This window comes from Methanothermobacter sp. KEPCO 2 (genome assembly GCF_041228365.1).
In the GTDB taxonomy this organism is placed as follows: Archaea; Methanobacteriota; Methanobacteria; order Methanobacteriales; family Methanothermobacteraceae; genus Methanothermobacter; species Methanothermobacter marburgensis.
In genome coordinates this window covers 1,654,117-1,680,897 of sequence record NZ_CP166185.1, presented here as the reverse complement: position 1 = coordinate 1,680,897, position 26,781 = coordinate 1,654,117, and the positions used below count along the sequence as shown (strand labels likewise).

The 26,781-nt window shown below is 47.6% G+C and carries 31 protein-coding genes, 3 tRNA genes and 1 pseudogene; 19 read left to right on the top strand and 16 right to left on the bottom strand.

Annotated elements, in window-relative coordinates:
- Positions 1-36 precede the first annotated feature (36 nt).
- The 7 genes and pseudogenes from AB9H23_RS08910 to AB9H23_RS08880 form a co-directional block, all read right to left on the bottom strand.
- A complete protein-coding gene (locus AB9H23_RS08910) occupies positions 37-1,047 on the bottom strand; it encodes a 50S ribosomal protein L10 (protein ID WP_321211507.1) in 1,011 nt (336 codons plus the stop codon).
- A complete protein-coding gene (locus AB9H23_RS08905) occupies positions 1,048-1,686 on the bottom strand; it encodes a 50S ribosomal protein L1 (RefSeq protein WP_160323219.1) in 639 nt (212 codons plus the stop codon).
- A gap of 78 nt (positions 1,687-1,764) precedes the next feature.
- Positions 1,765-2,246: pseudogene (locus tag AB9H23_RS08900) on the bottom strand (50S ribosomal protein L11).
- Positions 2,246-2,725 carry a transcription elongation factor Spt5 gene (locus AB9H23_RS08895; RefSeq protein ID WP_300478887.1) on the bottom strand — a complete coding sequence of 160 codons (480 nt, stop codon included), beginning with the start codon at positions 2,723-2,725 and terminating at the stop codon, positions 2,246-2,248. The pseudogene AB9H23_RS08900 and the gene AB9H23_RS08895 overlap by 1 nt, the downstream one beginning before the upstream one ends.
- Before the next feature lie 49 nt (positions 2,726-2,774).
- Positions 2,775-2,954, bottom strand: a complete 180-nt coding sequence (locus AB9H23_RS08890) for a protein translocase SEC61 complex subunit gamma (protein ID WP_160323217.1) — start codon at positions 2,952-2,954, stop codon at positions 2,775-2,777.
- 124 nt (positions 2,955-3,078) lie between these two features.
- Positions 3,079-4,224, bottom strand: coding sequence for a cell division protein FtsZ (gene ftsZ / locus AB9H23_RS08885; RefSeq protein ID WP_013295090.1), 1,146 nt, complete (start codon positions 4,222-4,224; stop codon positions 3,079-3,081).
- 231 nt (positions 4,225-4,455) lie between these two features.
- Positions 4,456-5,016 carry a pyruvate kinase alpha/beta domain-containing protein gene (locus AB9H23_RS08880; protein WP_160323216.1) on the bottom strand — a complete coding sequence of 187 codons (561 nt, stop codon included), beginning with the start codon at positions 5,014-5,016 and terminating at the stop codon, positions 4,456-4,458.
- A gap of 271 nt (positions 5,017-5,287) precedes the next feature.
- On the opposite strand from AB9H23_RS08880, the gene comA reads away from it, so the two are divergent.
- The 12 genes from comA (at position 5,288) to AB9H23_RS08820 (ending at position 14,043) form a co-directional block, all read left to right on the top strand.
- Complete coding sequence (gene comA / locus AB9H23_RS08875) at positions 5,288-6,064, top strand: phosphosulfolactate synthase (protein ID WP_370004876.1); 777 nt, start codon at positions 5,288-5,290, stop codon at positions 6,062-6,064.
- Positions 6,064-6,843 (top strand): ATP-binding cassette domain-containing protein, encoded by a 780-nt coding sequence (locus AB9H23_RS08870; protein WP_370004875.1) that lies wholly within the window; start codon positions 6,064-6,066, stop codon positions 6,841-6,843. The genes comA and AB9H23_RS08870 overlap by 1 nt, the downstream gene beginning before the upstream one ends.
- A gap of 34 nt (positions 6,844-6,877) precedes the next feature.
- Positions 6,878-7,579 (top strand): GTP-binding protein, encoded by a 702-nt coding sequence (locus AB9H23_RS08865; RefSeq protein WP_370004874.1) that lies wholly within the window; start codon positions 6,878-6,880, stop codon positions 7,577-7,579.
- Positions 7,580-7,595: 16 nt separating this feature from the next.
- Positions 7,596-8,273: a (Fe-S)-binding protein gene (locus AB9H23_RS08860; RefSeq protein ID WP_201751504.1), complete on the top strand. Its 678-nt coding sequence runs from the start codon at positions 7,596-7,598 to the stop codon at positions 8,271-8,273.
- Between the two features lie 58 nt (positions 8,274-8,331).
- Positions 8,332-9,174 carry a coenzyme F420-0:L-glutamate ligase gene (locus AB9H23_RS08855; protein WP_370004873.1) on the top strand — a complete coding sequence of 281 codons (843 nt, stop codon included), beginning with the start codon at positions 8,332-8,334 and terminating at the stop codon, positions 9,172-9,174.
- 121 nt (positions 9,175-9,295) lie between these two features.
- The gene (gene tfe / locus AB9H23_RS08850) at positions 9,296-9,832 is read left to right on the top strand and encodes a transcription factor E (protein ID WP_160323211.1); all 537 of its coding nucleotides are present in this window, start codon (positions 9,296-9,298) and stop codon (positions 9,830-9,832) included.
- Between the two features lie 33 nt (positions 9,833-9,865).
- On the top strand, positions 9,866-10,351 hold the full coding sequence (locus AB9H23_RS08845; RefSeq protein WP_160323210.1) for a TIGR00295 family protein: 486 nt from the start codon (positions 9,866-9,868) through the stop codon (positions 10,349-10,351).
- Positions 10,352-10,465: 114 nt separating this feature from the next.
- Positions 10,466-11,911, top strand: a complete 1,446-nt coding sequence (locus AB9H23_RS08840) for a glutamate synthase-related protein (protein WP_370004872.1) — start codon at positions 10,466-10,468, stop codon at positions 11,909-11,911.
- A gap of 39 nt (positions 11,912-11,950) precedes the next feature.
- The gene (locus AB9H23_RS08835) at positions 11,951-12,868 is read left to right on the top strand and encodes a DUF5591 domain-containing protein (protein ID WP_370004871.1); all 918 of its coding nucleotides are present in this window, start codon (positions 11,951-11,953) and stop codon (positions 12,866-12,868) included.
- Positions 12,869-12,999: 131 nt separating this feature from the next.
- On the top strand, positions 13,000-13,293 hold the full coding sequence (locus AB9H23_RS08830; RefSeq protein WP_013295078.1) for a metal-sulfur cluster assembly factor: 294 nt from the start codon (positions 13,000-13,002) through the stop codon (positions 13,291-13,293).
- 10 nt (positions 13,294-13,303) lie between these two features.
- Positions 13,304-13,876 (top strand): adenylate kinase, encoded by a 573-nt coding sequence (locus AB9H23_RS08825; RefSeq protein WP_370004870.1) that lies wholly within the window; start codon positions 13,304-13,306, stop codon positions 13,874-13,876.
- Between the two features lie 93 nt (positions 13,877-13,969).
- Positions 13,970-14,043: transfer RNA gene (locus tag AB9H23_RS08820), tRNA-Ile, on the top strand.
- A gap of 7 nt (positions 14,044-14,050) precedes the next feature.
- Here AB9H23_RS08820 and trpD read toward each other — a convergent pair.
- The 7 genes from trpD to trpE are packed head-to-tail and all read right to left on the bottom strand — an operon-like array spanning position 14,051 to position 20,625.
- A complete protein-coding gene (gene trpD, locus AB9H23_RS08815) occupies positions 14,051-15,103 on the bottom strand; it encodes an anthranilate phosphoribosyltransferase (RefSeq protein ID WP_370004869.1) in 1,053 nt (350 codons plus the stop codon).
- A complete protein-coding gene (gene trpA, locus AB9H23_RS08810; RefSeq protein WP_370004868.1) occupies positions 15,100-15,897 on the bottom strand; it encodes a tryptophan synthase subunit alpha in 798 nt (265 codons plus the stop codon). The genes trpD and trpA overlap by 4 nt, the downstream gene beginning before the upstream one ends.
- 55 nt (positions 15,898-15,952) lie before the next feature.
- Entirely contained in the window at positions 15,953-17,131 is a 1,179-nt protein-coding gene (gene trpB, locus AB9H23_RS08805; RefSeq protein WP_147671209.1) for a tryptophan synthase subunit beta, read from the bottom strand.
- Between the two features lie 9 nt (positions 17,132-17,140).
- Positions 17,141-17,821, bottom strand: coding sequence for a phosphoribosylanthranilate isomerase (locus tag AB9H23_RS08800; RefSeq protein ID WP_370004867.1), 681 nt, complete (start codon positions 17,819-17,821; stop codon positions 17,141-17,143).
- 27 nt (positions 17,822-17,848) lie between these two features.
- Entirely contained in the window at positions 17,849-18,673 is an 825-nt protein-coding gene (locus AB9H23_RS08795) for an indole-3-glycerol-phosphate synthase (protein ID WP_370004866.1), read from the bottom strand.
- Positions 18,674-18,677: 4 nt separating this feature from the next.
- Complete coding sequence (locus tag AB9H23_RS08790; RefSeq protein ID WP_370004865.1) at positions 18,678-19,259, bottom strand: aminodeoxychorismate/anthranilate synthase component II; 582 nt, start codon at positions 19,257-19,259, stop codon at positions 18,678-18,680.
- Positions 19,240-20,625, bottom strand: coding sequence for an anthranilate synthase component I (trpE, locus tag AB9H23_RS08785; RefSeq protein WP_013295070.1), 1,386 nt, complete (start codon positions 20,623-20,625; stop codon positions 19,240-19,242). Before trpE ends, AB9H23_RS08790 begins: the two co-directional genes overlap by 20 nt.
- Before the next feature lie 97 nt (positions 20,626-20,722).
- Here trpE and AB9H23_RS08780 point away from each other — a divergent pair, with 97 nt between their 5' ends.
- From AB9H23_RS08780 to AB9H23_RS08770, 3 genes are all read left to right on the top strand, one after another.
- Positions 20,723-21,226: an amino acid-binding protein gene (locus AB9H23_RS08780; protein WP_370004864.1), complete on the top strand. Its 504-nt coding sequence runs from the start codon at positions 20,723-20,725 to the stop codon at positions 21,224-21,226.
- A gap of 316 nt (positions 21,227-21,542) precedes the next feature.
- Positions 21,543-22,439, top strand: coding sequence for a C39 family peptidase (locus AB9H23_RS08775; RefSeq protein ID WP_370004863.1), 897 nt, complete (start codon positions 21,543-21,545; stop codon positions 22,437-22,439).
- Between the two features lie 6 nt (positions 22,440-22,445).
- The gene (locus AB9H23_RS08770) at positions 22,446-22,784 is read left to right on the top strand and encodes a hypothetical protein (RefSeq protein ID WP_283169587.1); all 339 of its coding nucleotides are present in this window, start codon (positions 22,446-22,448) and stop codon (positions 22,782-22,784) included.
- A gap of 153 nt (positions 22,785-22,937) precedes the next feature.
- Here the strand turns inward: AB9H23_RS08770 and AB9H23_RS08765 are convergent.
- A tRNA-Thr gene (locus AB9H23_RS08765) sits at positions 22,938-23,010 on the bottom strand.
- A gap of 379 nt (positions 23,011-23,389) precedes the next feature.
- Between AB9H23_RS08765 and AB9H23_RS08760 the strand changes: the two genes are divergently transcribed.
- Together AB9H23_RS08760 and AB9H23_RS08755 are read left to right on the top strand one after the other, a co-directional pair.
- Positions 23,390-24,286 carry a C39 family peptidase gene (locus AB9H23_RS08760; RefSeq protein ID WP_370004863.1) on the top strand — a complete coding sequence of 299 codons (897 nt, stop codon included), beginning with the start codon at positions 23,390-23,392 and terminating at the stop codon, positions 24,284-24,286.
- Positions 24,287-24,292: 6 nt separating this feature from the next.
- Positions 24,293-24,631, top strand: a complete 339-nt coding sequence (locus tag AB9H23_RS08755) for a hypothetical protein (RefSeq protein ID WP_283169587.1) — start codon at positions 24,293-24,295, stop codon at positions 24,629-24,631.
- Positions 24,632-24,784: 153 nt separating this feature from the next.
- On the opposite strand, the gene AB9H23_RS08750 is transcribed toward AB9H23_RS08755, so the two are convergent.
- Positions 24,785-24,857: transfer RNA gene (locus tag AB9H23_RS08750), tRNA-Thr, on the bottom strand.
- 379 nt (positions 24,858-25,236) lie between these two features.
- On the opposite strand from AB9H23_RS08750, the gene AB9H23_RS08745 reads away from it, so the two are divergent.
- Entirely contained in the window at positions 25,237-26,121 is an 885-nt protein-coding gene (locus AB9H23_RS08745) for a C39 family peptidase (protein WP_370004862.1), read from the top strand.
- Between the two features lie 66 nt (positions 26,122-26,187).
- Positions 26,188-26,607, top strand: coding sequence for a hypothetical protein (locus tag AB9H23_RS08740; RefSeq protein ID WP_370004861.1), 420 nt, complete (start codon positions 26,188-26,190; stop codon positions 26,605-26,607).
- The last annotated feature ends 174 nt before the right edge of the window (positions 26,608-26,781 follow it).

Sequence of the window (26,781 nt, the reverse complement as noted above, 5' to 3'; positions counted from 1 at the left end):
TTTTATTTTTTTAGGTTAACTATGCCAGTAAAGCGTTTATCCGAAGAGTGCGCCGAGACCAGCGGCTGCATCCTCTTCTTCCTCTTCTTCTTCATCTTCAGCTTCTTCTTCAACCTCTTCCTCTTTCTCTTCAGGGGCGGGTGCTGCTGCCCTTGAAGACAATTTATCCCTCAGTTCATCATCAACTGCTTCAGCGTTAACCTCTGCAGCTGCAGCGGCCAGTGCAAGCATCTGGGCATAGGCCTTTGCAAGCAGCAGATCAGTTGTCTCTGAGGTGAGGATTGATGCATTGTATGCAAGGTTGAATGACTTCGAAGCAGCCTTCTGGATAATCGCAGGCATTGTTTCGCGTGTGTATATGACTGCGTTAACTGATAGGTTAAATGCCTGTGAAAATGCTTTCTGAATGTCAGATAAGGTTTTTTCCTCATCTATAGTCAGGATGTCTGCTGTGTAGACTGTCTGATTTTCATATGCTGCCCTGAGGTCTATTCCAACCTCAAGTGGCTGTATATCCAGCCTTGTTAATATCCCTGCCACCTTGGGGGGTATCTCCTCCCCGGCCTTCACCACAACGTGGTCATTTGAAACCACGATCTTTCCCTTCTCGATCTTGGCGGGGATGCCTATCTGCTGAAGTTCCCCCAGGATTGGGCCCGGGGCAAAGCCGGTATCCCCCTTGGGGACAACTATATCTGCCGGAGCTATGGCGCCTGGCTTGGCAGGGGCAGGGGTTTTGCTGTCCTCAAGAATCTTGAAGAGTTTGAATGGGTTCATATCAGTGAATATGAGTGCAGGCTGGCCCTCCATATAATCAGAGAGGGAATCAACGTTTTCAAGTTCTTTGCCAGCTTTTTCCAGGGCAAGGCTGATCAGTGTCTTCTTTGACATTCTGATGAGTGCACTGTCACGGAGTGTCTGGCGCATCTTCTGTAGCTGTCTTGCAGGTATATCTGCAAGGTTAGCTATACCAACCACTTCATGACTTTTGATGAGGTCCTGGAGCTCCTGAACCTCCTTCTTCTTCCATTCAGCCACGTGAGCCATTTAAATCACCCTCACTACCGGGCCCATGGTCGTTTTAACGTACATGGACTTAAGCTGGTTTCTGCCCTTCTCAAGTTTGCGGTCAATTGTCTGCAGAACCGCCTCTATGTTCTCGGCAAGTTTCTCATCATCCATATCCTCTGTGCCAACCACGGTGTGAACCACAGGCTGGTCCTTGATTCTCACCTTGACAGTGTCCCTGAGTTTCTTGAGTATGGGCTCCGGGTTTACTGTTGCTGGCACCGGTTTTGGCATCTTCTTTCTGGGTCCAAGAACCGGTCCAAGGAACCGCCCCACCAGGGGCATCATGTCTGCCTGGGCCACGAAGAATTCATAGCTGTTGGCAAGTTTCTTTGCTTCCTTTCGGTTCTTGCCAAGTTCTTCAAGTTCATCCTTGGTTATCACAAGGTCGGCTCCAGCGTTCTTAGCCTGGAGAGCCAGTTCCCCATCGGCTATCACGGCGATTTTCACATCCTTACCGCGGCCGTTGGGTAGAGAAACTTCCTCGTCAAACCTGTTCTCTGGTTTGTTGACGTCAAGGTCCTTGATGTTAAGAATAACATCCATGGACTGTGTGAAGTTTCTCGGCCTTGAAAGTTCCTTGGCCTTCTTCACCGCTTCCATAATCTCCTGTTGCATTTCTGAATCCTCCATGAACTTCAAAAAATAAGTTCATATGATGGGGTTAGTTATGTGATTCTCAAGATTTATAAATTTTTATGATGTGAGGAGGTCATCATAGACTCCCTGATCAACTTCCCTCTGAACCTCCCGGGGTCCTTGCCATTCACTGTTACACCCATGCTCACACAGGTGCCCATTATCTCCTTGACTGCACGTTTGTAGTCGTTTGAGAGGAGGGCATCGAACTTCATCCTTGCTATCTTCAGCACCTGCTCCATGGAGATGTCTGCTATCTTGTCCATGCCAGGGTCCTGTGAACCCTTCTCGATCTTCAGTTCATCCATGATCAGGGCGGTTGTTGGTGGCGTACCAACCTCAACCTCAAAGTCCCTTGTGTCGGTATCAACTATGATCTTAACCGGGACCTTCATTCCCTCGAAATCCGCGGTCTTGCGGTTTATCTCCTCAACAACCTGCATCATGTTAATTCCAAGCGGACCAATCGCAGGACCCAGTGGCGGTCCTGGAGTGGCTTTTCCACCATCAATAAGAATTTCAACGGTTTCTTTAGCCATTAATCAGCCTCCTTTTGTATTATTCTAATCTGATCACCTTTAACTGTTACAGGAATTGGCACTGCAGCCTCTATGAGTTCAAGTACAACTTCCTCTCTGGATTCATCTATACGGATAACCTTTGCCCTTTCACCCTTGAATGGCCCTGAGATCAGCTCAACGATGCTGCCCTTCTTAATGGATGATATTATGGGCTCAGGTTTGAGGAACCTCTTAACCTCCTCGAACTCTATCTTCGCTTCGCCCTCGGTTTTTCCCTCAACAACACCCCTGAGGTGGGGAACCCTTATGGCAGGGTTTCTCATGTCGATCTTTGACGAGGACTCAACAAGGATGTAGCCCCTGAGGGACTCCGGAACAAGAATCGCGTTTATCTCAATACCACTATCCCTTACCTTCCTGGCCAGCATCCTTGCCACATTCTTCTCCTGACCCACCGAGGTCTTAAGGGCATAGATGGAATTTTTACTATCTTCCATTAAGAACACAACCTCATATATATAATTCACTGTGACTTTTAAGTAAGAGTTAACCACCCAGTAACTGGGCAATTATACTTATTATAAACCCTATTACACCTATCAATATTATACCGATACCTGTCACCTTTGACACGTTGAGGTATTCTTCCCTTGTGGGTTTCTTTGATACCTTCAATACCCTCTTTGACTGCTTGATAAAATTCAGAACAGAATCCCTGTATTTCATGATTTATCCCCGCTAATTTATAGTGATTAAAAACAAGGATGATGATCGGGATGAGTGATGGAGTAATCTATCCTTCAAGATTTATAAATGTTTTCATTGATGTGGGGGTGTATAGAAGATAATATCAGAATACTCCATCTATAAATTCTTCCAGTACAGACTCATCCACAGAGTCCTTCTCCCGCTGTTTTTCCTCAAAGAACTCCTTTTCTGCAGAACCATGTGAGCCGTATATGTACGGTGACCTCACACCGGCAACAACAATCGTTGTTCTTATAACATTCTGCAGTTCATCCTGAATCTGTGCACCCCATATTATGTTTGCATCGGGATCCAGTTCCTCGGCAACAACCTCAACTATCCTCTCGGCCTCCTGAAGTGTCAGGTCGGAGCTTCCAGAGATGTTTATAAGTGCACCCTTTGCATTGGATATGTCCAGATCAAGTAGCGGGCTGTTAAGAGCCTCGTAAACTGATTCAAGGGCCCTGTCACCTGCTTCAGCTTCACCCATTCCAATCATCGCCATTCCTGAACCCTTCATTATGCTCCTCACATCAGCAAAGTCAAGGCTCACAAGGCCAGGTCTGGTTATGAGTTCCGTTATCCCCTTAACGGCCCTTCCAAGTATTTCATCAGCAACCATGAATGCCTTGTTGAGGGGAAGGTTGGGTGCAACCTCGAGAAGCTTGTCATTGGGGATCACTATCACGGTATCGGCAGCACTCTGAAGTTTCTCCAGACCCTTCTCAGCATTCTCCCTTCTTTTAAGGCCCTCTGCACTGAAGGGCATGGTTGCAACTGCTATTGTGAGCGCACCGGCCTTTTTGGCCAGCTTGGATATCACAGGTGCCGACCCGGTTCCTGTGCCTCCCCCAAGACCGCAGGTCACAAAGACCATGTCAGCCCCTTCAAGCTCCCTGCGGATATCATCCTCACTTTCCTCGGCACATTCCTCTCCAACTTCAGGGACTCCTCCCGCACCAAGACCTCCACATACATTCCTTCCTATGAGAAGTTTCCGGTTAGCAACCGTGTAGAAGAGGTCCTGGGCATCTGTGTTAATGGCTATTGTCTCAGCACCCTCAACTCCTATTTCACTGAGCCTTGTTACGGTGTTGTTACCCGCCCCGCCGGTCCCAACAACGTATATCTTTGCCCTGCTATTTTCGATTATTTCCCGAAGTTCCTGGTCGATTTCTGAGTTCATCGAGATGGAAGATGGCTTTTCCCTTTTCTCAGATTCCTTTATGGCATCGTTAATGAATTTCAATTACTACCCCCACATTTATCTATGAAATATGTTATTGTGATAAGACATATTTAAAAGCAACGGTTAAAGCGGCACCAATGACCCCATGGGTCCCGATCAAAATTAAAAATCAGTTTCTGTGACCTCTGAAAATACCGGTACAATGTTGGGGCAAAATGGAATTATGGTATGGCCACCGGGCCATGAAAATCATGAATTCCGGCAACCCACCCATACCATGCAGGTACCGGGCTATGGCCTTGGCACCGCAATGATCTCATGGATTCTCAGGTCAAATACGCTGTTCATATGCGCCGGTGTGAGAATTAGGGCCGTGTCAGCGCCCCATGCAGTGCCGCCTATGGCTATGACCTCCCTGTCAACAGGGATGAGACCGGCATCAGCTGCCATTATCGATATCTCAACACATACCTTGAAGCCCTGTGAAACCATCCTGAGGGTTTCGGCCATCACCTCAACAGGTGTGACTCCCCCGAACTTATTTGATATCCCCCTTCCAACACCGCTGAGGGCATGTGAACCTGCATATACACTGACACCCCTTTCAATCAGTTTCTCCCTCATGTCGGGTTCAAGTTCAAGTTTGCCCTTCTCCCTGAAACCTGCATGGTGTGTTACAGAAACAATGTTTCCCTCAACCATCTCAGATAACCTGAGTGCTGTTTCCCCGGATACCGAGGCTACCACAAAGTCCCTGATCCCCAGTTTATCTGCCCTTTCCTTAACAAGTTCAAGGACCCTTTCAGTGTTCTCCTTACCTGGTCTTTCAAAGTAGCATATACTTTCCATCACATGTACCACCACCTATTAATATATAATAAGATCCCAAAATAGTGATGGGATTCAACTTATAGAATCTCATGGTACCTAGGATGATTCAACTTATAGAATCTCATGGTACCTAGGATAAGATCCCAGACGGTGGATGGGAGATGGGACAGATTGATATCCCATGAAACCTGTTATATGTTATAAGAAAAATTATTTATAAAGGTAGTAAACATATGAATTTAAATTAATATGCCGTTGGTGTTTATTCTGACTCAATCCAGAAGGTGATAAAATGAACGCCTTTGACTTTCTCACACCTCCAAGGCGTGGGAAACCCAGAAAAAATGGAATAACCATGGTTCTCGATAAGGGAATGGGCATTAAAACAGCCCGTGACCTCATGGAGATTTCATCAGATTACGTTGATTTCATAAAGTTTGGATGGGGAACCCTCCCCCTCCACAGACGTGACGCTGTCATGGAAAAAATAGAGATGTACCGTTCATTCGATGTGGAGGCCTATCCCGGGGGCACCCTATTTGAGATCGCCTACCTCAACGATAAAATTCAGGAATACTTTGACGAGGCAAGAAGCCTCGGTTTTGAAACACTGGAAATATCAAATGGAACCGTTGAGATTGAAACCGATGAAAAATGTGAACTTATAGAGAAAGCTGTCGATGAGGGGTTCCAGATCATATCAGAGGTTGGTAAAAAGGACCCGGTAAGGGACAGACTCCTCAGCCCGGAGGATCGGGTTGAACTTGTCAGGGCCGACCTCAAAGCTGGAGCCTGCATGGTGCTCATGGAGGCCCGGGAGAGCGGCCATAATATAGGTATATACGATGAGAATGGAAACGTAAAGGAGGAGGAATTCAACCACCTACTCAATGAACTACCACAGGATAGGATAATATGGGAGGCCCCGCAGAAAAACCAGCAGGTGTACTTCATACTGAAAATAGGACCAGACGTTAACCTTGGAAACATACCCCCCGAAGAGATAACAGCCCTTGAAACAATAAGAAGAGGGTTGAGGGGAGATACTCTCGGAAAGGTGAATCTTTAATGATAGAGAAAATCACAGTAATTGGCGGTTATGACAAATACGGAGAGAAGGAACCGGTTGAGAAGGTTGAAATAAGAAAAGGTGAAATTTTTGGTGTTGTCGGCCCAACAGGAAGCGGTAAAAGCTCACTTATAGGTGACATTGAACAGCTGGCCCAGAAGGACACCTTCTCCAAGAGGAAAATCCTGGTGAACGACGAAGAGCCAAGTTACGAGGACCGGACAAACCCCCGAAAGAAGATGGTGGCACAGCTCTCCCAGAACATGAACTTCCTGGCGGACATGACAGTGGGAGAGTTTCTCAGCCTTCACGCCAAGTGCAGGGGTGCCAGTGAAAAGTGTGTGGATCGTGTGATCCAACTTGCAAACACCCTCACCGGTGAACCCATCAAAAAGGAGCACGACCTCACAATACTCAGCGGGGGGCAGTCAAGGGCCCTGATGGTTGCGGATGTGGCCATAATAAGTGATTCTCCCATAGTGCTCATAGATGAAATTGAAAACGCAGGCATAAGGAAACACGATGCCCTCAGGGTGCTGGCAGGACACGGTAAAATAGTTCTGGTTGTAACCCACGACCCTGTGCTTGCACTTATGACCGACAAGAGAATAGTGATGAAGCATGGTGGTATGCAGAAGATAGTTACAACAACACCCCAGGAGAAGAAGATATCCCTTGAACTCAACAAGATAGATGAACTCATGCTCAGCCTCCGTGAGAAGGTAAGGAGGGGAGAGCTGGTTGAGAGCATAGACCTCACAGAGATAATAAAAGGTTAAGCTGAAAGCTGCACCAGTTACAGAAGGGAAAGATATGAGAATGGTAATAGTTGCTGGAACACCAGGATCCGGAAAAACAGCAGTCCTCATGCACACGCTGAAAAGTCTCAAGGCAAGGGGATTCAATTCATCGGTGGTTAAAATAGACTGCCTGTACACCGATGACGACAAGAAGTTTGAGAAGATAGGTGCGCCCACCCTTGTGGGTCTCTCAATGGATATGTGCCCGGACCACTACGCCATCTACAACATAGATGATATGATAAAATGGGCCGAGAAGAATGAATCAGACTTCCTCATCATTGAGACAGCAGGATTGTGTCACAGGTGCGCGCCCTACACAAGGAACTGCCTGGGTGTTTGCGTCATAGACGCTACAAGCGGCCCCAACACCCCCCTAAAGGTTGGGCCCTTCCTTTCAACTGCAGACATTGCTGTTGTTACCAAAGGAGATATGATATCCCAGGCAGAGAGGGAAATATTCAGGGAGCGTATACTTGAGGTTAACCCATCGGCAAAGATAATAGAGGCAAATGGTCTCAGCGGACAGGGATGCATGGAACTTGCAGAGGAAATGATAGAGAGCAGAGAGGTTTCCCTTGAAAACGAGGAACTTCGTCACTCAGCACCCCTTGCAGTCTGCACCCTCTGTGTGGGTGAGACAAGGGTCAATAAGAAGCACCACAGGGGAATACTCAGAAGAATAGACGGCTTCCAGACCTATGAGGGAGAATGAAAAGAGGGTCTTTCAGATGCCAGGTGACAGATCACTCAGAGAAAGGGTTACAGAACTTCTTCCAGGATACAACTGCGGTATCTGTGGCTATGCAAGGTGCGATGAATATGCCTCCGCACTCCTTAAGGGGCGGACAGAGATCGACAGATGCCACTTCATGTACCAGGAGCTTTTTACAGACAACCTTCAGAAGCTCCAGGAGATCCTCAAGGAGGAGGACCTTCTGCCAGAGGAGAAGAAGGTTGTGGGTGTCCTTGACGGGTACGAGGCAGATTTCATACTGAAGCCCCTACCCGACGAGGGTTCATGCAGGGAGGTACTCTTTCCATTTTCAAGGGCTGAACTTAAAAAGGGGGATATAATCCGTTACAGACCCCTGGGGTGCCCCATAACCCACTTTGCAGAGATACTGGATGAAAACAACGGGCTCATAACTGTCCACATCGTTGGGCCATGTCACCGCCTTGGAAGCGAGGACTTTGAGTTCAGGGACATCGGGGTCTGCATGGTGGGGGGCTTCGAGGGCATGATCGATGGAGAACTCCCCAACATCGGCGACACAGTGAGATTCCTCCCAGCCCACTGCATGATGCAGAAGGTCCACTCAGGGGTTGTGGTGCAGCTTGAAGGCAGGAGGGCCATCATAGAGGGTATAGACCTCAAGGTCTGGGCCCCACCTGTGAGGGCCAGATGAACCTGCCCATCAATTTCTGAATGGTCAATTGATAGGAGCATGCCTTTGAGGACAGAACATGCCCAGAGATGGATACACCCCATTACCTGTGATGACAGACTACATAAAGCCTGGTGAGGGTTTATCGAAAATTGTGGAGATGGCGGGTGAACTGGTCATCGATGGGGACTTCCTTGTGGTTTCTGAAACCCCAATCTCGGTTGCCCAGGGAAACCTCGTTGATGAATCAGAATTTGAAGCCTCCAGGACCGCCATCATTCTTGCAGACCTCTGGTCAAAGTACATCTGGGGCCATATTCTCGGACCCATTTTTGGAATAAAGGAAAGAACCCTGAAAAACCTCAGAAACCTCCCCCCCGAGGCAAGAAACCATAAGGAGGTTGTGCTCCGGTATTATGGGCTGAAACATGCCCTCAAACCGGCCTCAGAGGCCGGAATTGATTTGAGCAATGTCCCCGGCACATATGTTTCACTTCTTCCTGAAAACCCTGTGGGTGCTGCAAAATCCATTGCAGAGGGGATTCTGAGTAAATTCGGTGTTGATGTCACCGTGGTTGTTATTGACACCGACGCAACCTACCGAATCCTTGGGAGGTATTTCACGTCACTTCCCACAGCTGCACCAGGCATAATCTCAGATACCGGGTTCCTGGGTTACATTGCAGGGAGATTTTCCAGGAAAAGATGGCCAACCCCCCTTGCATCATCAAGGCCCACTGCCACTGAGGTACTCCTTGAGGTGGCATCCGTGGCCGAAGATTACCATGAAAGGCACAGCAGCAGAAAAACCGTGTATGATATGGCCAGTGAACTTGAAAGTGAACCCGGAACAATTACAGTTGAAATGCTGTCCTCACTGGAACATGTACCGGCGGTTATTGTAAGACCCCCCTGCAGTTAGAGGCCCATGATTTTATAAAATTTTAAATAAGATTAGGCACATAAATTGAAGTGCACTCAAAAAATTTGATTGATTCAGCATACCCTGTATGCAGTTATTTCTCAAAGCTGGAGGATTTCAATTGATTGATGATCAGATGCTACAAGAGTTGATCCATGAGATTATCACTGAGGAGGAAGAGGATGAGGCAGTGCCAGTTCTGGAGTGCCTCATGAAGGGGAAGGTAACAGATGAGGAGATTTCAGAGAAAACCCAGCTTAAACTCAACATAGTCAGAAGAATACTCTACAAACTCTATGATGCAGGGGTGGCAAGCTACAAGAGAAGCAAGGACCCTGAAACGCAGTGGTACACCTACACATGGAAATTTGAACCTGAAAAGGTTACAGAGATGATAAAGAGGAAGCACGGAGAAATAGTTAAAAAGCTCAGGGAAGCCCTGGACTTTGAGGAGAACAACATGTTCTTTGTATGTGTAAATGGCCATTACCGATTCACCTTCGATGAGGCTGCTGAAGAGAACTTCACATGCCCTGAATGCGGCTCTGAAATGGAATTCATGGACAACTCTGAAATAATACAGCAGCTGAAGGATGAGCTGAGCCTGTACGAAAACAACGGCTTTGATACTGCCCACACCCATACTCTGAACTCCTAGAAATCACGAATTTTTGATTAAAAGGGTGTTTTCTTGAGCATCCATCTACTTCGAAGTGCTGGATGTCCCGAATGGGTGGTGGACCACTCACTGGCCGTCAGAAAAAAGGCCCTTGAACTGGCAGAAAACCTCCCTGTTAACAGAGAACTTGTTGAAGAGGGTGCCCTGCTTCATGATATAGGCCGCTGCAGGACCAGTGGAGTTGATCATGCAGTTGAGGGGGCCCGTATCCTCAGGAAACTCGGTTACCCTGTGGAGGTCATCAGGATAGTTGAGAGGCATGTGGGTGCGGGGATACCTGATGACGAGGCTGATGCCCTGGGACTTCCGCCTGGAAAATATATGCCAGAGACCCTTGAAGAGAAGATCGTTGCCCATGCAGATAATCTCATAAATGGTTCAGACGAGGTTGATATTGATTTTGTGATTAAAAAATGGTCTGATCGTCTTGGAAAGAATCATCCATCAATAGATCGCCTCAGGCAACTTCATGAAGAACTCATGGAGATGCCAAGATAGTGGGGGCGTAGAGCAGCGGGCCACACATCCCCATCCACACGGTTTACCAGACCATCACTATTAATTACATGAAGACGTTATAATTTATTAAGAGCCACCGCAGCAGGGGTTGTTATGAAGGAACAGGACAGGGAATGTTTATGCCCGGATTGCCCGAGTTATCCGGGGCACGGGGACGATGAGATGCTCTTCTGTGCCATCGGGAGCAGCAGATACGAGGTTAATGAAAGGGGATGTCTCTGCGCATCATGCCCTGTTTATCAGAAATATGACCTCAGGGAACTCTATTTCTGTAACACGGAATCACTGAGTGGCATCCGTATGAGGAGAGAAGGTCGCTCCGAAAGTCACAGGGACTACATGAACATAATCCATATAAAGGAGGCTGCAGGAACAGGTGAAGCGCCCCTTGAATCAATGGGATCTCAAAAGAGGCTGCCGCTTGGACTTGATGACATACACTTTGTACCGGCACAGGTGTCCTCCATACCCCTAAACGCAGAGGATCCTGTGAAAACAGGTGTTACCCTGGGGGAGATGGCGGATAAACCCCTCAAACTGAGCTCCCCCATACTGATAAGCGGTATGAGCTATGGTGCCGTCTCAAAGAATACGAGGATGGCCATTGCATCCGCTGCAGCCAAACTGGGGATAGGCTTCAATTCAGGTGAGGGGGGTGTACTTGAATATGAAATGGAGAAGGCTGGAGATTACCTCATAGTCCAGTATTCAACAGGGAGATTCGGAGTCACAGAGGATATACTTCAGAGGGCCGCCGCCATAGAGATAAGATTCGGTCAGGGGGCATACCCCGGTAAAGGGAGTTATCTGCCAGCTGACAAGATCACAAGTGATGTGGCAAGGGTTCGTGGGCTTAAAGAAGGGGAGGGCTCATATTCCCCTGCACATCACCCCGACATCAGAAACCCCGAGGAACTCAGAGAGAAGGTATCATACCTTCGGGAACTCTCTGGAGGTCCTCCCATTGGTGCCAAGATCGGATGTGGAAACGTTGAGGACGATGTAAAAGCCCTCCTTGATGCTGGTGTTGATTTCATATGTCTCGATGGATTTGGAGGGGGTACAGGTGCTGTTAACCCACATATAAGGGACAGCACAGGCATACCACTCATTGTGGCCATACCCCTGGCCGCCAAGGTTATTGTCAACGAGGGCCTTGAGGGCAGAGTATCCCTGATTGCAGGGGGAGGCCTCAGGACAGGGGCTGATATGGCCAAATGCCTTGCCCTGGGGGCAGATGCGGTTTACATAGGTACCGCGGCCCTTATTGCCATGAACTGCCAGCAGCACAGGCTATGCCACACAGGGATGTGTCCAACAGGTATAACCACCCATGACCCTGCCCTTATGAAGCACCTGGATACCAAGAAGGCTGCTGAACGGCTTGAAAACTATATAAGGGTTTCAACAGCCGAGATAGCTGATTTTGCAAGGATAACCGGGAAGGATGATATTAAAAAACTGAATCACGGGGACCTTGTAGCCCTTAAAAAGGATGTGGCAGAACTCACAGGTCTCAGATGGTTGAATGGTCTCTAACCCACAGTAAGGAGTCATGATAGAATCAGGACAGATAGGATGAAGGTCATATGTTCAATTGAAGAATCACTTCACCGCCCGGAGGCCGTGAGGTGGCGCGAGAGGATGAAACTGATGAAGCCCCTCGGGGAGGTTGTGGTGGTGCTCCCATGCAGCATGAAGAAGCCCTACTCGACCTCAAGGTCCCACAGAAAATTCATGAGGGTCACCAGGGGATTCCAGGAACTCATACTCACATCACCCTTCGGCATATGCCCCCGGGAGATGGAGAACACACACCCCATCTCATCATATGATGTTTCAACCACCGGGGAATGGTCCCATGAGGAGAAAAAACTTTCAGGAAAACTTCTAAGAGACTACGTGGGTGACCTTGACGTTATAGCCCATGTTGATGGGGGATACCTTGAGGTCTGCGAGGAGTACCTTGACTCCTTCACCCCCACAGCCACCACCTCAAGGCCTGCATCTCCAGAGGCCATTCATAGACTTGGAAGGGAACTTGAAGGCTATGAAAAGATAGGGGGACGGGAAAGGATGCTCCATATGCTGCGCTCGGTGGCGGTATACCAGTTCGGGGAGGGTGCAGACGTTATCATACCCGATGACTGCAGGGTGAGGGGGAGATACCACCGGAGGATCCTCACACAGGATGGTTCAGAGATAGGCACCCTGATGATGGACCGGGGGCTCATCTCACCGTCCCTTGAGGGCGCTGCATCCATCTACAGCCTCGGCGTGAAATGGGTTGAGATAGATTTCAGACTGGAGAGCAACACACTATTTGCACCCGGCGTAGTGGACGCCGACAGAGAAATAATACCCGGTGATGAGGCTGTAATAGTCCGCGAAGGAGATGTTGTGGGTGTTGGAAGGGCTGTTTTATGTGGCGAGGAGATGGTAAAGGCAGAGCGTGGTGTTGCTGTTAGGTTAAGACGCAGAAAAAGTTTAAAATAGCCCTTATTTTAGTATCTGATGGCTTAAAATTCTTTTTCAGGGCGGCTGATAATGGACATGTTTAAATAGGGTTAACTTAAAAATAGAGAATCACAACAGTGATTATCAAAATAACAGCTGAGGTAATAATAATGTCAGAAGAACTCTTGGAAAAGGTTAAGGAAGCTCTCAAAAAGGTTGCAGACCCACACATGGGTATAAGCATAGTGGAGATGGGTCTTGTTGAAAACATCGAAATCGAGGAGAAGGGTGAAACCATTGCAAAGATAACGATCCGGCCCACAAACCCAGGGTGTATGAGTGCCGCCAGGATGGCCATGGATGCAAGAACTGTTGCAGAGGAGGTTGAGGGCATCGACCGGGCCGAGATCACAGTGGAAGGCCATATGATGGCAGATGCCATAAGTGAAATGGTAAATAAATGATATCAGTCTCATGCCGGGTTTTCCTGAAACCATTGTCATTGTGGGCGTGCCAGGTGTAGGAAAAACCACCCTATGCAGGATTCTCTCTGAAAAACTGGACCATGTCTTCATCAATTATGGAGAACTGATGCTTGAAGTTGCAGGGGAGAGAGGCCTTGCAGGTACACTGGAGGAACTTTTCAGCCTCCCAATGGATCAGCAGCACAATATCTGGCGTGAAGCCGCCCACAGAGTATCTGAAATGAAGGGGGTGCTCGTGGATCTCCACGGACTTGACAGGTCACCCCTCGGTTACCTTATTTCACTTCCAGTGGAGTTCATAACCCCTGATCTCATCATAATCCTCGAAGCGGATCCCCAGGATATAATTAAAAGGAGGATTGCTGACTCCAAAAGGAGAATGCATGATAATCCCTCAACCCTGAGGGAGCACATGGAGTTACTACGAACAGCGATGTTCGTATGCGCAGCCCTCATGGGATCCATCGTCAGTGTGGTTGAAAACAGGACCCCTGAAAGGACCGCATCTGAAATCACTGAGATCATCAAAGCAGCAGAGGACCTCGGGATTTTACGGGGTTGATGATGAAAAAACTGCTGGATTCCCGGACAGAAAAGCATATATATGATGAATTCCAAAAGTTGGAATCACCCCACTGATTCTTAAATGCTTCATGGGCCCGTGGCTCAGGTGGTTAGAGCGCACGGCTGATAACCGTGAGGCCCTGGGTTCGAATCCCAGCGGGCCCATTCACTTTTACAGGTTCTGAGTGAAGGATGCGAAATCTTCCATTAAACGGAGTGCAGCTCCAGATTCAACTGTTTCTCTTGCAGCTTCTGTTCCACCTTCAAGTGTATCCTCCATTTCAGCAAGGTATATCAGTGCACCTGCATTTGCAAGGGCGATATCCAGGCGCGATTTCCTCCCAGGAGTATCATCAAGTCCAGCGAGGACATCCATGAACATTCTGAGGTTTCCATCAACAGTTGATGCCGCCTTCAGGTGCTGTAGCTGCCCAACATCAACACCGAAATCCGATGGCATGAGCCTCTCAATCCCTATCTCATCATCCTCAAGGAAACCCACAAGTGTTGGGCCCACCGTGGATATCTCATCCATCGCAGGGTTCATGTTACCATCAAAGCCATGGACAACCATAGCCCTTTTAACACCAAGGTTTCTGAGGACCTCTGCAACTGGACCAACAAGGTAGGGATCAAATACCCCCAGGAGCTGTACCTCTGCTGATGCAGGGGATGTTAGGGGCCCCAGTATGTTGAATACCGTCTTAAAGCCAAGTTCCCTCCTTACGGGTGCCACCCTAGCGGTTGCCCTGTGAAAGAGTGGTGCAAACATGAAGGCTATTCCCAGAGTTTCAAGAGACCTGCATGCAGCTTCAGGTCCCAGCTCTATGTTGACACCCGCGACCTCAAGTATATCTGCACCGCCGCATGAACCTGTAACCGCCCTGTTGCCATGTTTTGCAACCTTAACACCGGCTGCGGCGGCTATTATTGCTGCTGCGGTGCTCACATTGTAAGATTTGAACCTGTCACCCCCTGTTCCACATGCATCAACGACCCTCATGGATTCAGGGATTTTAACCTTCACTGCCCTCTCCCTCATTGCCCTTGCAAACCCTGTGATCTCATCCACGGTCTCCCCCTTCATTGCAAGGGCTGTGAGTAATGCGGCGATCTGCACATCCCCCATTTCACCATCCATTATCATCTCCATTAAATCGTGGGCCTCATCCTCACTGAGGTTCCTGAAGTCCATTATATCATTCATTATCCCCTCAAACCTCATCTGGACCCCCCTGCAGCGGTCTTCATTTTTCTGACCATTTCGTATATCTCCTGAAGCATCCTTTCCCTGTCATCAAGATTTTTGGATATCAGGTCTATGATTGCACTTCCAACTATAACACCATCGGCACCTGCGTCAGCAAGCATTCTCACATGTTCTGGCTGTGAAACACCAAAGCCGACCATCACAGGAAGGCTTCCTGTCCCCTTAACCCTCTCTATGAGTTCAAGTGTGCTCTCCTCAACCCTGGACCTTGCACCGGTGACACCCATAACCGATACAAGGTAGTGGAACCCTGATGAAACCTCTGAGATCATTTTGAGGCGCTGATTGTCTGTTGTGGGTGCAACTATGAATATCTGATCAATTCCATATCTTTCAGCCGCCCTGAGGGCATCGCCGGCCTCCTCCGGGGGAAGGTCCGCGGCAAGGATACCTGTAACACCAGCCTCGGCGGCCCTCCTGTAGAATTCATCAGCACCCATGCGGTATATCAGGTTGTAGTATACAAGAAGACCCACCGGTACTGAGGTGAATTCCCTTATCCTCTCTATCAGCCTGAAACAGTCATCGGTGGTCATCCCGGAATTTAAAGCCCTCAGATCAGCCTCCTGTACACTTGTGCCGTCTGCTATGGGGTCAGAGAATGGGAAACCTATTTCAAGGGCATCTGCACCGGCATCCACAAGTGTTCTTATGATTTCAACTGAGGTCTCCATGTCAGGATCCCCTGCAACCACAAATGGAACAAAGGCGCATCCCTCAACCCTACTGAACATTTCAGCGTAATTCATACATCCACCCCCCGAACAGCCCCAAACATATCGTTCTGAGTTACTCTAGCGTAATTCATACATCCACCCCCAGAAGGCCTGCTGCAAGGAACATGTCCTTGTCTCCCCTTCCTGAAAGGTTAACTATAACAGTCTTTCCCCTGTTTTCAGGTTTTGAGGCGTATTTTTCAAGGCATGCTATGGCATGGGCACTTTCAAGCGCCGGCATTATACCCTCACATCTTGATAGGAGTTTGAAGCCCCTGAGGGCCTCGGCGTCGGTTATGGGCTCATACATTGCCCTTCCGGTCTCCATGAGGTATGCGTGCTCCGGGCCAACCCCGGGATAGTCAAGGCCCGCCGAAACCGAATGGGCCTCATTTATCTGTCCATCGTCATCCTGGAGTACATATGAAAGTGAACCGTGCAGTACACCCTCTGAACCAGCCGATAGGGTTGCCCCATGGTTTCCTGACTCTATACCTTCACCCCCTCCCTCTGCACCTATCAGTTCAACATCGTCGTCCAGGAAGGCTGAGAATATACCTATGGCGTTGCTACCGCCACCAACACAGGCTATTATGGTGTCAGGAAGTTCACCCTCAATTTCAAGTATCTGTTCTCTGGCCTCCCTTCCTATGACGCTCTGGAAGTGCTTCACCATGGTGGGGTAGGGGTGGGGCCCCATGGTGGATCCTATCAGATAGTGGGTGTCCTCCACGCTGCTTATCCAGTCCCTCATGGCCTGGTTTATGGCGTCCTTAAGTGTCCTTGAACCTGAATCAACAGGTATGACCCTTGCACCTGAAATTTCCATCCTGAAGACGTTTAGTTTCTGTCTCTCAACATCCTCGGTTCCCATGTAGACATCAACATCCATCCCAAAGAGGGCGCCTGCTGCTGCAGTTGCTATTCCATGCTGCCCTGCCCCTGTCTCTGCTATCAGCCTCCTCTTACCCATATACCCTGCAAGGAGTGCCTGGCCTATTGTATTGTTTATTTTATGGGCCCCTGTATGCAGCATATCCTCCCTCTTGAGGTAGACCCTGCATCCAAGTTTCTCTGAGAGGTTCCTGGCGTGGTACAAACCTGTTGGTCTTCCTGCGTACTCCCTCAGGTAGTGTTCCAGGTCCTCATTGAACCTCCTATCCTTACTGTAGTGGAGGAATGCCGCCTCAAGCTCCTCAAGTGCAGGTATGAGGAGTTCTGGCACGAATATTCCCCCATATTTACCGAATTTACCATCCATTATCATGATAAACACCTATATTTCTTCAATTGCCCCTTTTCTGGTGGGGAGTCCCTCAATGTAATTCATGAGTTCAGCCATCATCTCATGGTCCTTTACACCCGGCTCAGTTTCAATCCCTGAGTTGAAGTCCAGGCAGTCGAATTTCGATACATATTCCCTGTTTTTCCTGACAAATTCCAGTGTAAGGCCCCCTGCAAGTGTAACCCTCAGGGAGGGATCCATTCCCCTTATAAGGGCCAGTAACTCAAGGGCATCTGAGGGGGGTATTATCTTCCCTGTGCCCCCTGTTCTTCCGCCTGAAACCGAGTCAAGGATCAGACCTGATATTCCCTGAAATTCATGCCCGCAGATGTGGGAAGAAAGAGGGGGGACGGCGAGGGTCAGCTCCAGACTGTATCCCTCCGCATGGAGGGACTCATGGATTTTTCCCGCTGTTTCAGGACTTACAGAGTGAAGCTGTATCCTTTCTATACCTGTTTTATCTATGGCCTCCATTATCCTACTGGTTTCTGATGTCTCAGTGACAAGAACCGCCTTTTCATCTGGTATGATGGAGGAGAGCTCCGCCACATCCCCCAGTTCGAGGTGCCTTGGTGACCTGCGTGCATGTATGAATCCCAGTAAATCTGCCCCAAGTGAATCTGCAAGGACCACATCCTCCTCCCTTGTGAGCCCACAGATCTTGATCTTCATCTGAATCATCCCTGTCCCCGAGATTGCTCATGCGAACTGTTCAAAGAATTCATCCCCTGAATACCTCTTTCTGCCAGGTTTGCATGATTTAACAGCTGCCATTATCTCATCAAGGAGTTCCCGTGGATCACTGGCCAGCATGAGGGAGGTTCCTATGAGTAGTGCGTCTGCCCCGCAGCCTGCAAGGATCTCAGCATCCTCAGGTCCCATGACCCCGCTTTCGGATACCAGAAGCAGCTCATCTGGTACCAGGGGGGCCAGTGCCCTTGTGCGCTCAAGGTCAACCTCAAGTGTTTCCAGGTTTCTGTTGTTAACTCCTATGAGCTCTGCCCCGGCCTCTATGGCCCTGTATATGTCGATTGCACTGTGACACTCCACCAGGGGCTCCATTGAGAGTTCCCTGCAGGTTTCAATTCCTGATTCAAGGTCAGGGAAAACCCCTGTTATGAGGAGAACCGATGATGCCCCTGATGCCCCTGCCTGGTATATCTGGTACTCGTCCACCACGAAGTCCTTCATGAGGAGGGGTATCCCATATTCTGAAGCCTCCCTGAGGAACTCGATGGAGCCATGGAAGTACCTGTTCTCTGTGATAACAGAAACAGCGTCTGCTCCATCCCTGTACACCTCCATCATCTCATGGAGGCCTCTCCCATAGGTTCTTCCTGATGAGGGGGATGCCCTTTTATATTCGCATATGAGTGATACCCTGTTTCCTGTGAGGGCATCAGTGAAACTCAATGGTTCGTCCAGGGATGTTAATTCATCCCTGAGCTCCTCAAGGGGCTTTTTTCTGGATAAATTTTTGATCTCAAGTTTTCTTGACCTTATTATCTCCTGGAGTATGGACATGTGATCACATCCTGAGGAAATTTTCAAGTATGTCCCTCCCATGGGGGGTTCCCGCTGACTCCGGGTGAAACTGTAACCCGTAGACTGGATACTTCCGGTGTCTTATGGCCATTATGGTGCCGTCAGGTGCAGATGCAGATACCAGGATGTCCTCAGGCACCCCACTGCATTCACATCTCAGTGAATGGTACCTTGTGGCCCTGAAGGGATTTGGAACTCCCCTGAAGAGTTCTGATCCGTCATGGAAGACCTCGCTGATCTTTCCATGAACAGGTTCACCGTAACCAACAACACCGCCAAAATAATGGAATATTCCCTGGTGCCCGAGGCAGACTCCCAGTATGGGCCTATCAGTGAATTCACCTATCACCTCACTGCATATGCCAAAATCTTCCCTCTTAATTGGGTTGCCTGGACCCGGGGAGATTATTATCCTTTCAGGATCAAGGCCCCTAACATAATCAATGTCCACCTCATCGTTTCTCACAACCATTATATCTGCAGAATCCATTTCCATCATGATCTCCCCTGCCATCTGGTAGAGGTTATGGGTGAATGAGTCATAGTTATCGATTATCAGGATCAACTTGTTCACCTGCCATCTCCATTGATTTTAGAAGGGCCCTCGCCTTATTCTGGCACTCCAGATATTCCATCTCAGGGATGGAGTCATGCACTATTCCTGCTCCCGCCTGGATTCTCCCTGTTTTCCCCTGGCATACCATTGACCTTATGGTTATTGCGAAGTCCGCGTTTCCATTGAGTGAGAGGTAGCCTAGTGCGCCTGCATAGGCATTTCTTGGAACACCCTCAAGGGACTCTATTATCTCCATTGCCCTTATCTTTGGTGCGCCGCTCACTGTGCCTGCAGGAAAAACAGCTCCCAGTGCATCAACTGCATCCATTCCATCCCTCAGTTTACCTGTTACATGGGAGAGTATGTGCTGCACATGGGAGAACCTCTTTATGGTCATGTATTCAGGTACCTCCACCGATCCGAACTCCGAGACCCGCCCTATATCGTTCCGGGCCAGGTCAACCAGCATGAGGTGCTCTGCAAGTTCCTTCTCATCAGATAAAAGATCAGATGCTATCACCCCGTCCTCCTCTTCTGTCCTTCCACGAGGGCGTGTTCCTGCAATGGGAAATGTTTCAATCCTTCTATCTTCAACCCTGACAAGCATCTCGGGGCTTGAGCCGGTTATCTCCCGTTCACCCAGTTTAAGGTGGTACATGTATGGTGAGGGGTTTATCCTCCTGAGGGATTCATAGAATGCGAGCCTGTCTCCCCTCAGCCTGTAATCTGTGGCACTGGAGAGCACTGCCTGAAATATTTCACCCTCCCTTATTCTCTCCTTGGCCTCAAGGACCATGTCCATGTACCTCCTCTTTGAGAGGAGTGTTCTTTCCCTCCTGTATCCCAGGGTCCCTGTGGGGACCTCATCCCCAAGGAGAGGGGATATATCAGGTAGTCTGTTGCCGTGGCGGCTGATGTAGCTGCATTCCCCTGTCAGGTGGTTGAACATGATACCATCAAGGAAGAGTCCAAATTCGAAGTCGGGGAAATCACCTTCACTGAGTCTGATTGTGTCAAAGAACCTTGCGGCCTGATAGGATATGTAACCCACGAGTCCCCCGCAGAATCCTCCGGAGTTTTTTTCCATCTTCAGGAATCCCCTGAGGTCCTCGAATGGGTTTTTTGAATCAAACTCCTCCCTGGAATCGCCATCATCAATCTCAATGACCCCTTCACGGGCCCTTATTATCATCTCAGGTTCAAATCCAATGAAGGAGTACCTTGCAAGTCCAGTGTCACTTTCCATGGACTCAAGAAGGAATGAAGACTCATATTCAGAATAGATACTTTTGAATACTTCAAAGGGTTCTCGGAATTCCAGTTTTTCTTTTCTGGGTTTTTCCAGGTTTATAATGCCAAAAACATTCACTCCCATGCATTCCCATCACCTTAATTAATCCACAAAGTACTTATACATGAAAGTACTATTTAAATCTTGCCTGTATAATAATGTACATTGATGTGGTGTGGTTATGTGGAATCAGATAAAGCACAGATTCGAAAGATACCCTTCGAGAATGGATGTTGCAAGGAAGATCATAGAGCTGGGACTCAGAATAGACCCTGATGGAAAGGTCTACTGTGATGACGTTGAAATAAATGACGTTGCCCTTGCAAGGGCCATAGGCGTTGACAGGAGAACAGTCAGGGCAACGGCAGAAACCATCCTGGAGGACGAAAAACTCAGGGGGATATTCCAGAACCTCAGACCAGCAGGGGCACTCCTGAGGGACGCTGCAGCCGAACTTGACTTTGGTGTTGTGGAGATAGAGGCGGAGGCCCGTAATCCCGGGATACTTGCTGCCGCTGCAGAGCTGATATCCGGTAGCGGTATAACCATAAGGCAGGCACACGCAGGGGACCCTGAACTCGATGAAACACCCAGGCTCACAATAATAACCGAAACCCCCATCCCGGGAGGCTTGCTCAAGGATTTCCTTAAAATAGATGGCGTCAAGAGGGTCTCAATATACTGAGATCATTGATTGTGGAGAAAAAACAGGGCCTAGCTTAAAATCCATGAGAAATCTGGTTAAATGGCGGAATATCATTATCTGAAGTATTTCATGGATTAACATTATCTGAAGTATTTCATGGATTAACATGATCCCCGATCAGCTCACTGCTTTGAAGCGTGACACTCTCAGACATTTTATCCATTTTTAAAGTATGCGTGATTTTTTAATCCCGGCACCCTACTGCCTTCAACCAACGTAATAACTCATTGCTGATCCGTAATATATATATGAGTTTTTTGTATAGAATTATTATCAGTTAATGGGGGTGTCCAAAGTGAGAGGTTTTTATGTCCTGTTGCTGGTCGTGCTCCTCCTCGCGGTGTCTGTTAACTCTTCAGCCGCTGCAGAAAACTCCACACTGGACGACACGGCCTGCGCAGACAACTGTACAGTCCTTGAAGCACAGGGGGATGATGTAACGGGTGCACTGACCCATAATGTTACAGTGGATTCTGAGGGTGTGGTCCTCCAAGCCAGGAACTACACCTGCGGACCCGCAGCACTCGCCACCGTCCTCCAGAGACTTGGAGTGAACACCACAGAGGATGAACTCGCAGACCTTGCCGGAACAACCGAAGAAGGGACCACCATGCAGGGCCTCCTGGAAGCCAGCATGGCCAAGGGAATGAACGCAACCGGCATGAAACTAAACATATCTGAACTCACAGAAAACATGATCGCCTATACCATCAATGACGGCACGGGACACTACACCGTAATAAACGAAATCACCAATGACACCATCAAACTCGCAGATCCAAGCCTCGGGAACATCGAAATGAATATAGAAGAGTTCGCTGAGATTTATAGCGGATATACACTGGTTATAAATGATCCCAATAATCCAACACAAGTTAACAAAACTACAGATCAAACAAATAATCAAACAGATCAAAGCAATGATGGTATAACCACAACAGCACCTGTAGGTAATGTTACAGAAGTAAATTCAACCAACGTACGATCAAAAAGTAAAACTTTGACCAACGAAGAGATGCAAAACATCAATGGTAAAGGTGTGCATAGAAAGAAACTCAGGTATCATGTGGACTGGCCACGCACTTGTGTGAGATTCTGTGGAGCCTGCCTGATAGGTATTGGTATTGCCACTGCGGATCCAATTGCTATTACAAGTGGTCTTGCACTTGTAGCTTCAGCATATGCGAGGTGATGTCCTATGTCTGTTAACATTCTGATGCTTATCATATCCTTGGCAGCCCTGTGCGTGATACTGGTTTACAGGTTGTGGTTTGACTGGAAAAAGGGGAGGCCATGGAATTCTTTTTCTAATGTCGGGGCAGCCACTATAATCTTTCTTGTGGCAGGTTATTCCTTCAAGATCGAAGTTTTTTCAACTCTGGGTCTTGGGTGTTTCCTTGGCCTTACATTCATCCTGATACGTGACATCAAGAAGAGAGTTCTTAAACCAGGAGACTTCGGCTTGTTCATAGCAAACATGCTCATGCTCCTTGTAAGTATTCCGCAGATACACCTAATTGTCTGCTCTGCATGCTAGATTGGATAAAAAACGCTAAAGTAAACCCTAAAGTACTACCATACCGCCAAGTCTCTTGGCTGAGATAACACTCTTTGCAATGACTGTGGTTGCAATAGCCCTTGGACTGCTTGTTGGAGCACTGCTCACGGAACCATTCAGTGATAAAATAAGAGCCCCGGGCGGGGATTGAACCCGCGACCTCGGGATTACGAATCCCACGCTCTCCCACCTAAGCTACCGAGGCCTGAAGTAATTTTTTATGACTTATTGAAACTGAAGCCTTAAATAATTAATGGTCCACATGTATGATCCTGAACCCTGCCTTGATGTTTGAAAACTCCCATCTGGTCCCTGTTCTAAGGTTTATATGTGTTATGAAACCCTATCATGATCGAACCCTATCCTAAATGGGAATTTCGGAGGATGTTCATCTCTGACCAGGTAATCATCATCGTTAACGTTTTCATGGCTTTTTTCTAATTTCGGGTCTGTTTTTGAGTAGTCCTTTTTACAATTTCTGTCCCTGGGTTTCCACTCTTCCCTCAGGTAATACTTTGCAGATCCGTAATATATATATATGAGTTTTTTGTATAGAATTATATCAGTTAATGGGGGTGTCCAAAGTGAGAGGTTTTTATGTCCTGTTGCTGGTCGTGCTCCTCCTCGCGGTGTCTGTTAACTCTTCAGCCGCTGCAGAAAACTCCACACTGGACGACACGGCCTGCGCAGACAACTGTACAGTCCTTGAAGCACAGGGGGATGATGTAACGGGTGCACTGACCCATAATGTTACAGTGGATTCTGAGGGTGTGGTCCTCCAAGCCAGGAACTACACCTGCGGACCCGCAGCACTCGCCACCGTCCTCCAGAGACTTGGAGTGAACACCACAGAGGATGAACTCGCAGACCTTGCCGGAACAACCGAAGAAGGGACCACCATGCAGGGCCTCCTGGAAGCCAGCATGGCCAAGGGAATGAACGCAACCGGCATGAAACTAAACATATCTGAACTCACAGAAAACATGATCGCCTATACCATCAATGACGGCACGGGACACTACACCGTAATAAACGAAATCACCAATGACACCATCAAACTCGCAGATCCAAGCCTCGGGAACATCGAAATGAATATAGAAGAGTTCGCTGAGATTTATAGCGGATATACACTGGTTATAAATGATCCCAATAATCCAACACAAGTTAACAAAACTACAGATCAAACAAATAATCAAACAGATCAAAGCAATGATGGTATAACCACAACAGCACCTGTAGGTAATGTTACAGAAGTAAATTCAACCAACGTACGATCAAAAAGTAAAACTTTGACCAACGAAGAGATGCAAAACATCAATGGTAAAGGTGTGCATAGAAAGAAACTCAGGTATCATGTGGACTGGCCACGCACTTGTGTGAGATTCTGTGGAGCCTGCCTGATAGGTATTGGTATTGCCACTGCGGATCCAATTGCTATTACAAGTGGTCTTGCACTTGTAGCTTCAGCATATGCGAGGTGATGTCCTATGTCTGTTAACATTCTGATGCTTATCATATCCTTGGCAGCCCTGTGCGTGATACTGGTTTACAGGTTGTGGTTTGACTGGAAAAAGGGGAGGCCATGGAATTCTTTTTCTAATGTCGGGGCAGCCACTATAATCTTTCTTGTGGCAGGTTATTCCTTCAAGATCGAAGTTTTTTCAACTCTGGGTCTTGGGTGTTTCCTTGGCCTTACATTCATCCTGATACGTGACATCAAGAAGAGAGTTCTTAAACCAGGAGACTTCGGCTTGTTCATAGCAAACATGCTCATGCTCCTTGTAAGTATTCCGCAGATACACCTAATTGTCTGCTCTGCATGCTAGATTGGATAAAAAACGCTAAAGTAAACCCTAAAGTACTACCATACCGCCAAGTCTCTTGGCTGAGATAACACTCTTTGCAATGACTGTGGTTGCAATAGCCCTTGGACTGCTTGTTGGAGCACTGCTCACGGAACCATTCAGTGATAAAATAAGAGCCCCGGGCGGGGATTGAACCCGCGACCTCGGGATTACGAATCCCACGCTCTCCCACCTAAGCTACCGAGGCCTGAAGTAATTTTTTATGACTTATTGAAACTGAAGCCTTAAATAATTAATGGTCCACATGTATGATCCTGAACCCTGCCTTGATGTTTGAAAACTCCCATCTGGTCCCTGTTCTAAGGTTTATATGTGTTATGAAACCCTATCATGATCGAACCCTATCCTAAATGGGAATTTCGGAGGATGTTCATCTCTGACCAGGTAATCATCATCGTTAACGTTTTCATGGCTTTTTTCTAATTTCGGGTCTGTTTTTGAGTAGTCCTTTTTACAATTTCTGTCCCTGGGTTTCCACTCTTCCCTCAGGTAATACTTTGCAGATCCGTAATATATATATATGAGTTTTTTGTATAGAATTATATCAGTTAATGGGGGTGTCCAAAGTGAGAGGTTTTTATGTCCTGTTGCTGGTCGTGCTCCTCCTCGCGGTGTCTGTTAACTCTTCAGCCGCTGCAGATAACTCCACACTGGATGAAACGGCCTGCGCAGACAACTGTACAGTCCTTGAAGCACAGGGGGATGATGTAACGGGTGCACTGACCCATAATGTTACAGTGGATTCTGAGGGTGTGGTCCTCCAAGCCAGGAACTACACCTGCGGACCCGCAGCACTCGCCACCGTCCTCCAGAGACTTGGAGTGAACACCACAGAGGATGAACTCGCAGGCCTTGCCGGAACAACCGAGGACGGTACCACCATGCAGGGCCTCCTGGAAGCCGCCAGGGCCAAGGGAATGAACGCAACCGGCATGAAACTAAACATATCTGAACTCACAGAAAACATGATCGCCTATACCATCAATGACGGCACGGGACACTACACCGTAATAAACGGAATCACCAATGACACCATCAAACTCGCAGATCCAAGCCTCGGGGACATCGAAATGAATATAGAAGAGTTCGCTGAGATTTATAGCGGATATACACTGGTTATAAATGATCATAATAATCCACAGGTCAACGAAACTACAGATCAAAGCAACAAGAATACAAACTCATCAGACTCCATAAATAACCTGACAGATACCGCCTCTGATGTGCAGGCAGACAACAGAACTCTGACTGATGAGGAAATGAAGAACATTAAAGGTAAGTGCTGGCAATTCCTAGCGCCTGTTACAATAGGTACAATAATCATTTCAGTTAGGAATAAATACGTGCCAAAAAAGTACTGGTGTTACATTGCTTATCATCCTCCGTTCAAAAAAGTGAGAGCTTATATCGGGAAAGACCACAGGATCCATTATATAGAATACGATGTCTAGACAAATACACATGTAAGACGTCTATACATTTTATTTTTTTAAAATTAAATAACGGGAGGATACTAAATGGAAAATAAGCCAATTATAATCAGCTTACTGGTAGCATTCATAATAACTACCATTATCTCTCTTACGGGGTATATGGAAGGTACTGGACTGATGCCGCCAAAAAGTGCCATAAGTTCGTGGATAATATTACTAGATATATTTGTTGTAGGTATGACACTAGGTTTAATAGAGGCTATTTTGGGTTGGATGAAAGGAAAAGGAACTTACGTTCATATTAATATTAGAAAATCGCCCGAAAAACTTTTGATTAGTGTTTTAGTTACAGTGGGGTTCAATTTTTTGGGTTTGTTAATTTCTTTAACCTCAAAGGTTCCTCTTGAAGAAAGTATATTTACAACTACAATGATTGGTTTCATGGTGGTTGCTCTAATGGGTCTTCTGTATAGCACTATGATAATAAGGCAAGCACCCGCGTGAAACATGAAAATCAAAGCTTAAAACCGTATAAATGATGAGAGGTGGACTATCCCAAACAACATAGTCTTCATAAGAGTGAATGGAACCAGTGGGATCCCAGGCCTTTAAGCTATAGAGGATAGCATCATGAGAACATACAATGGATACTGGGGATATTATCCCCCTATAATATTC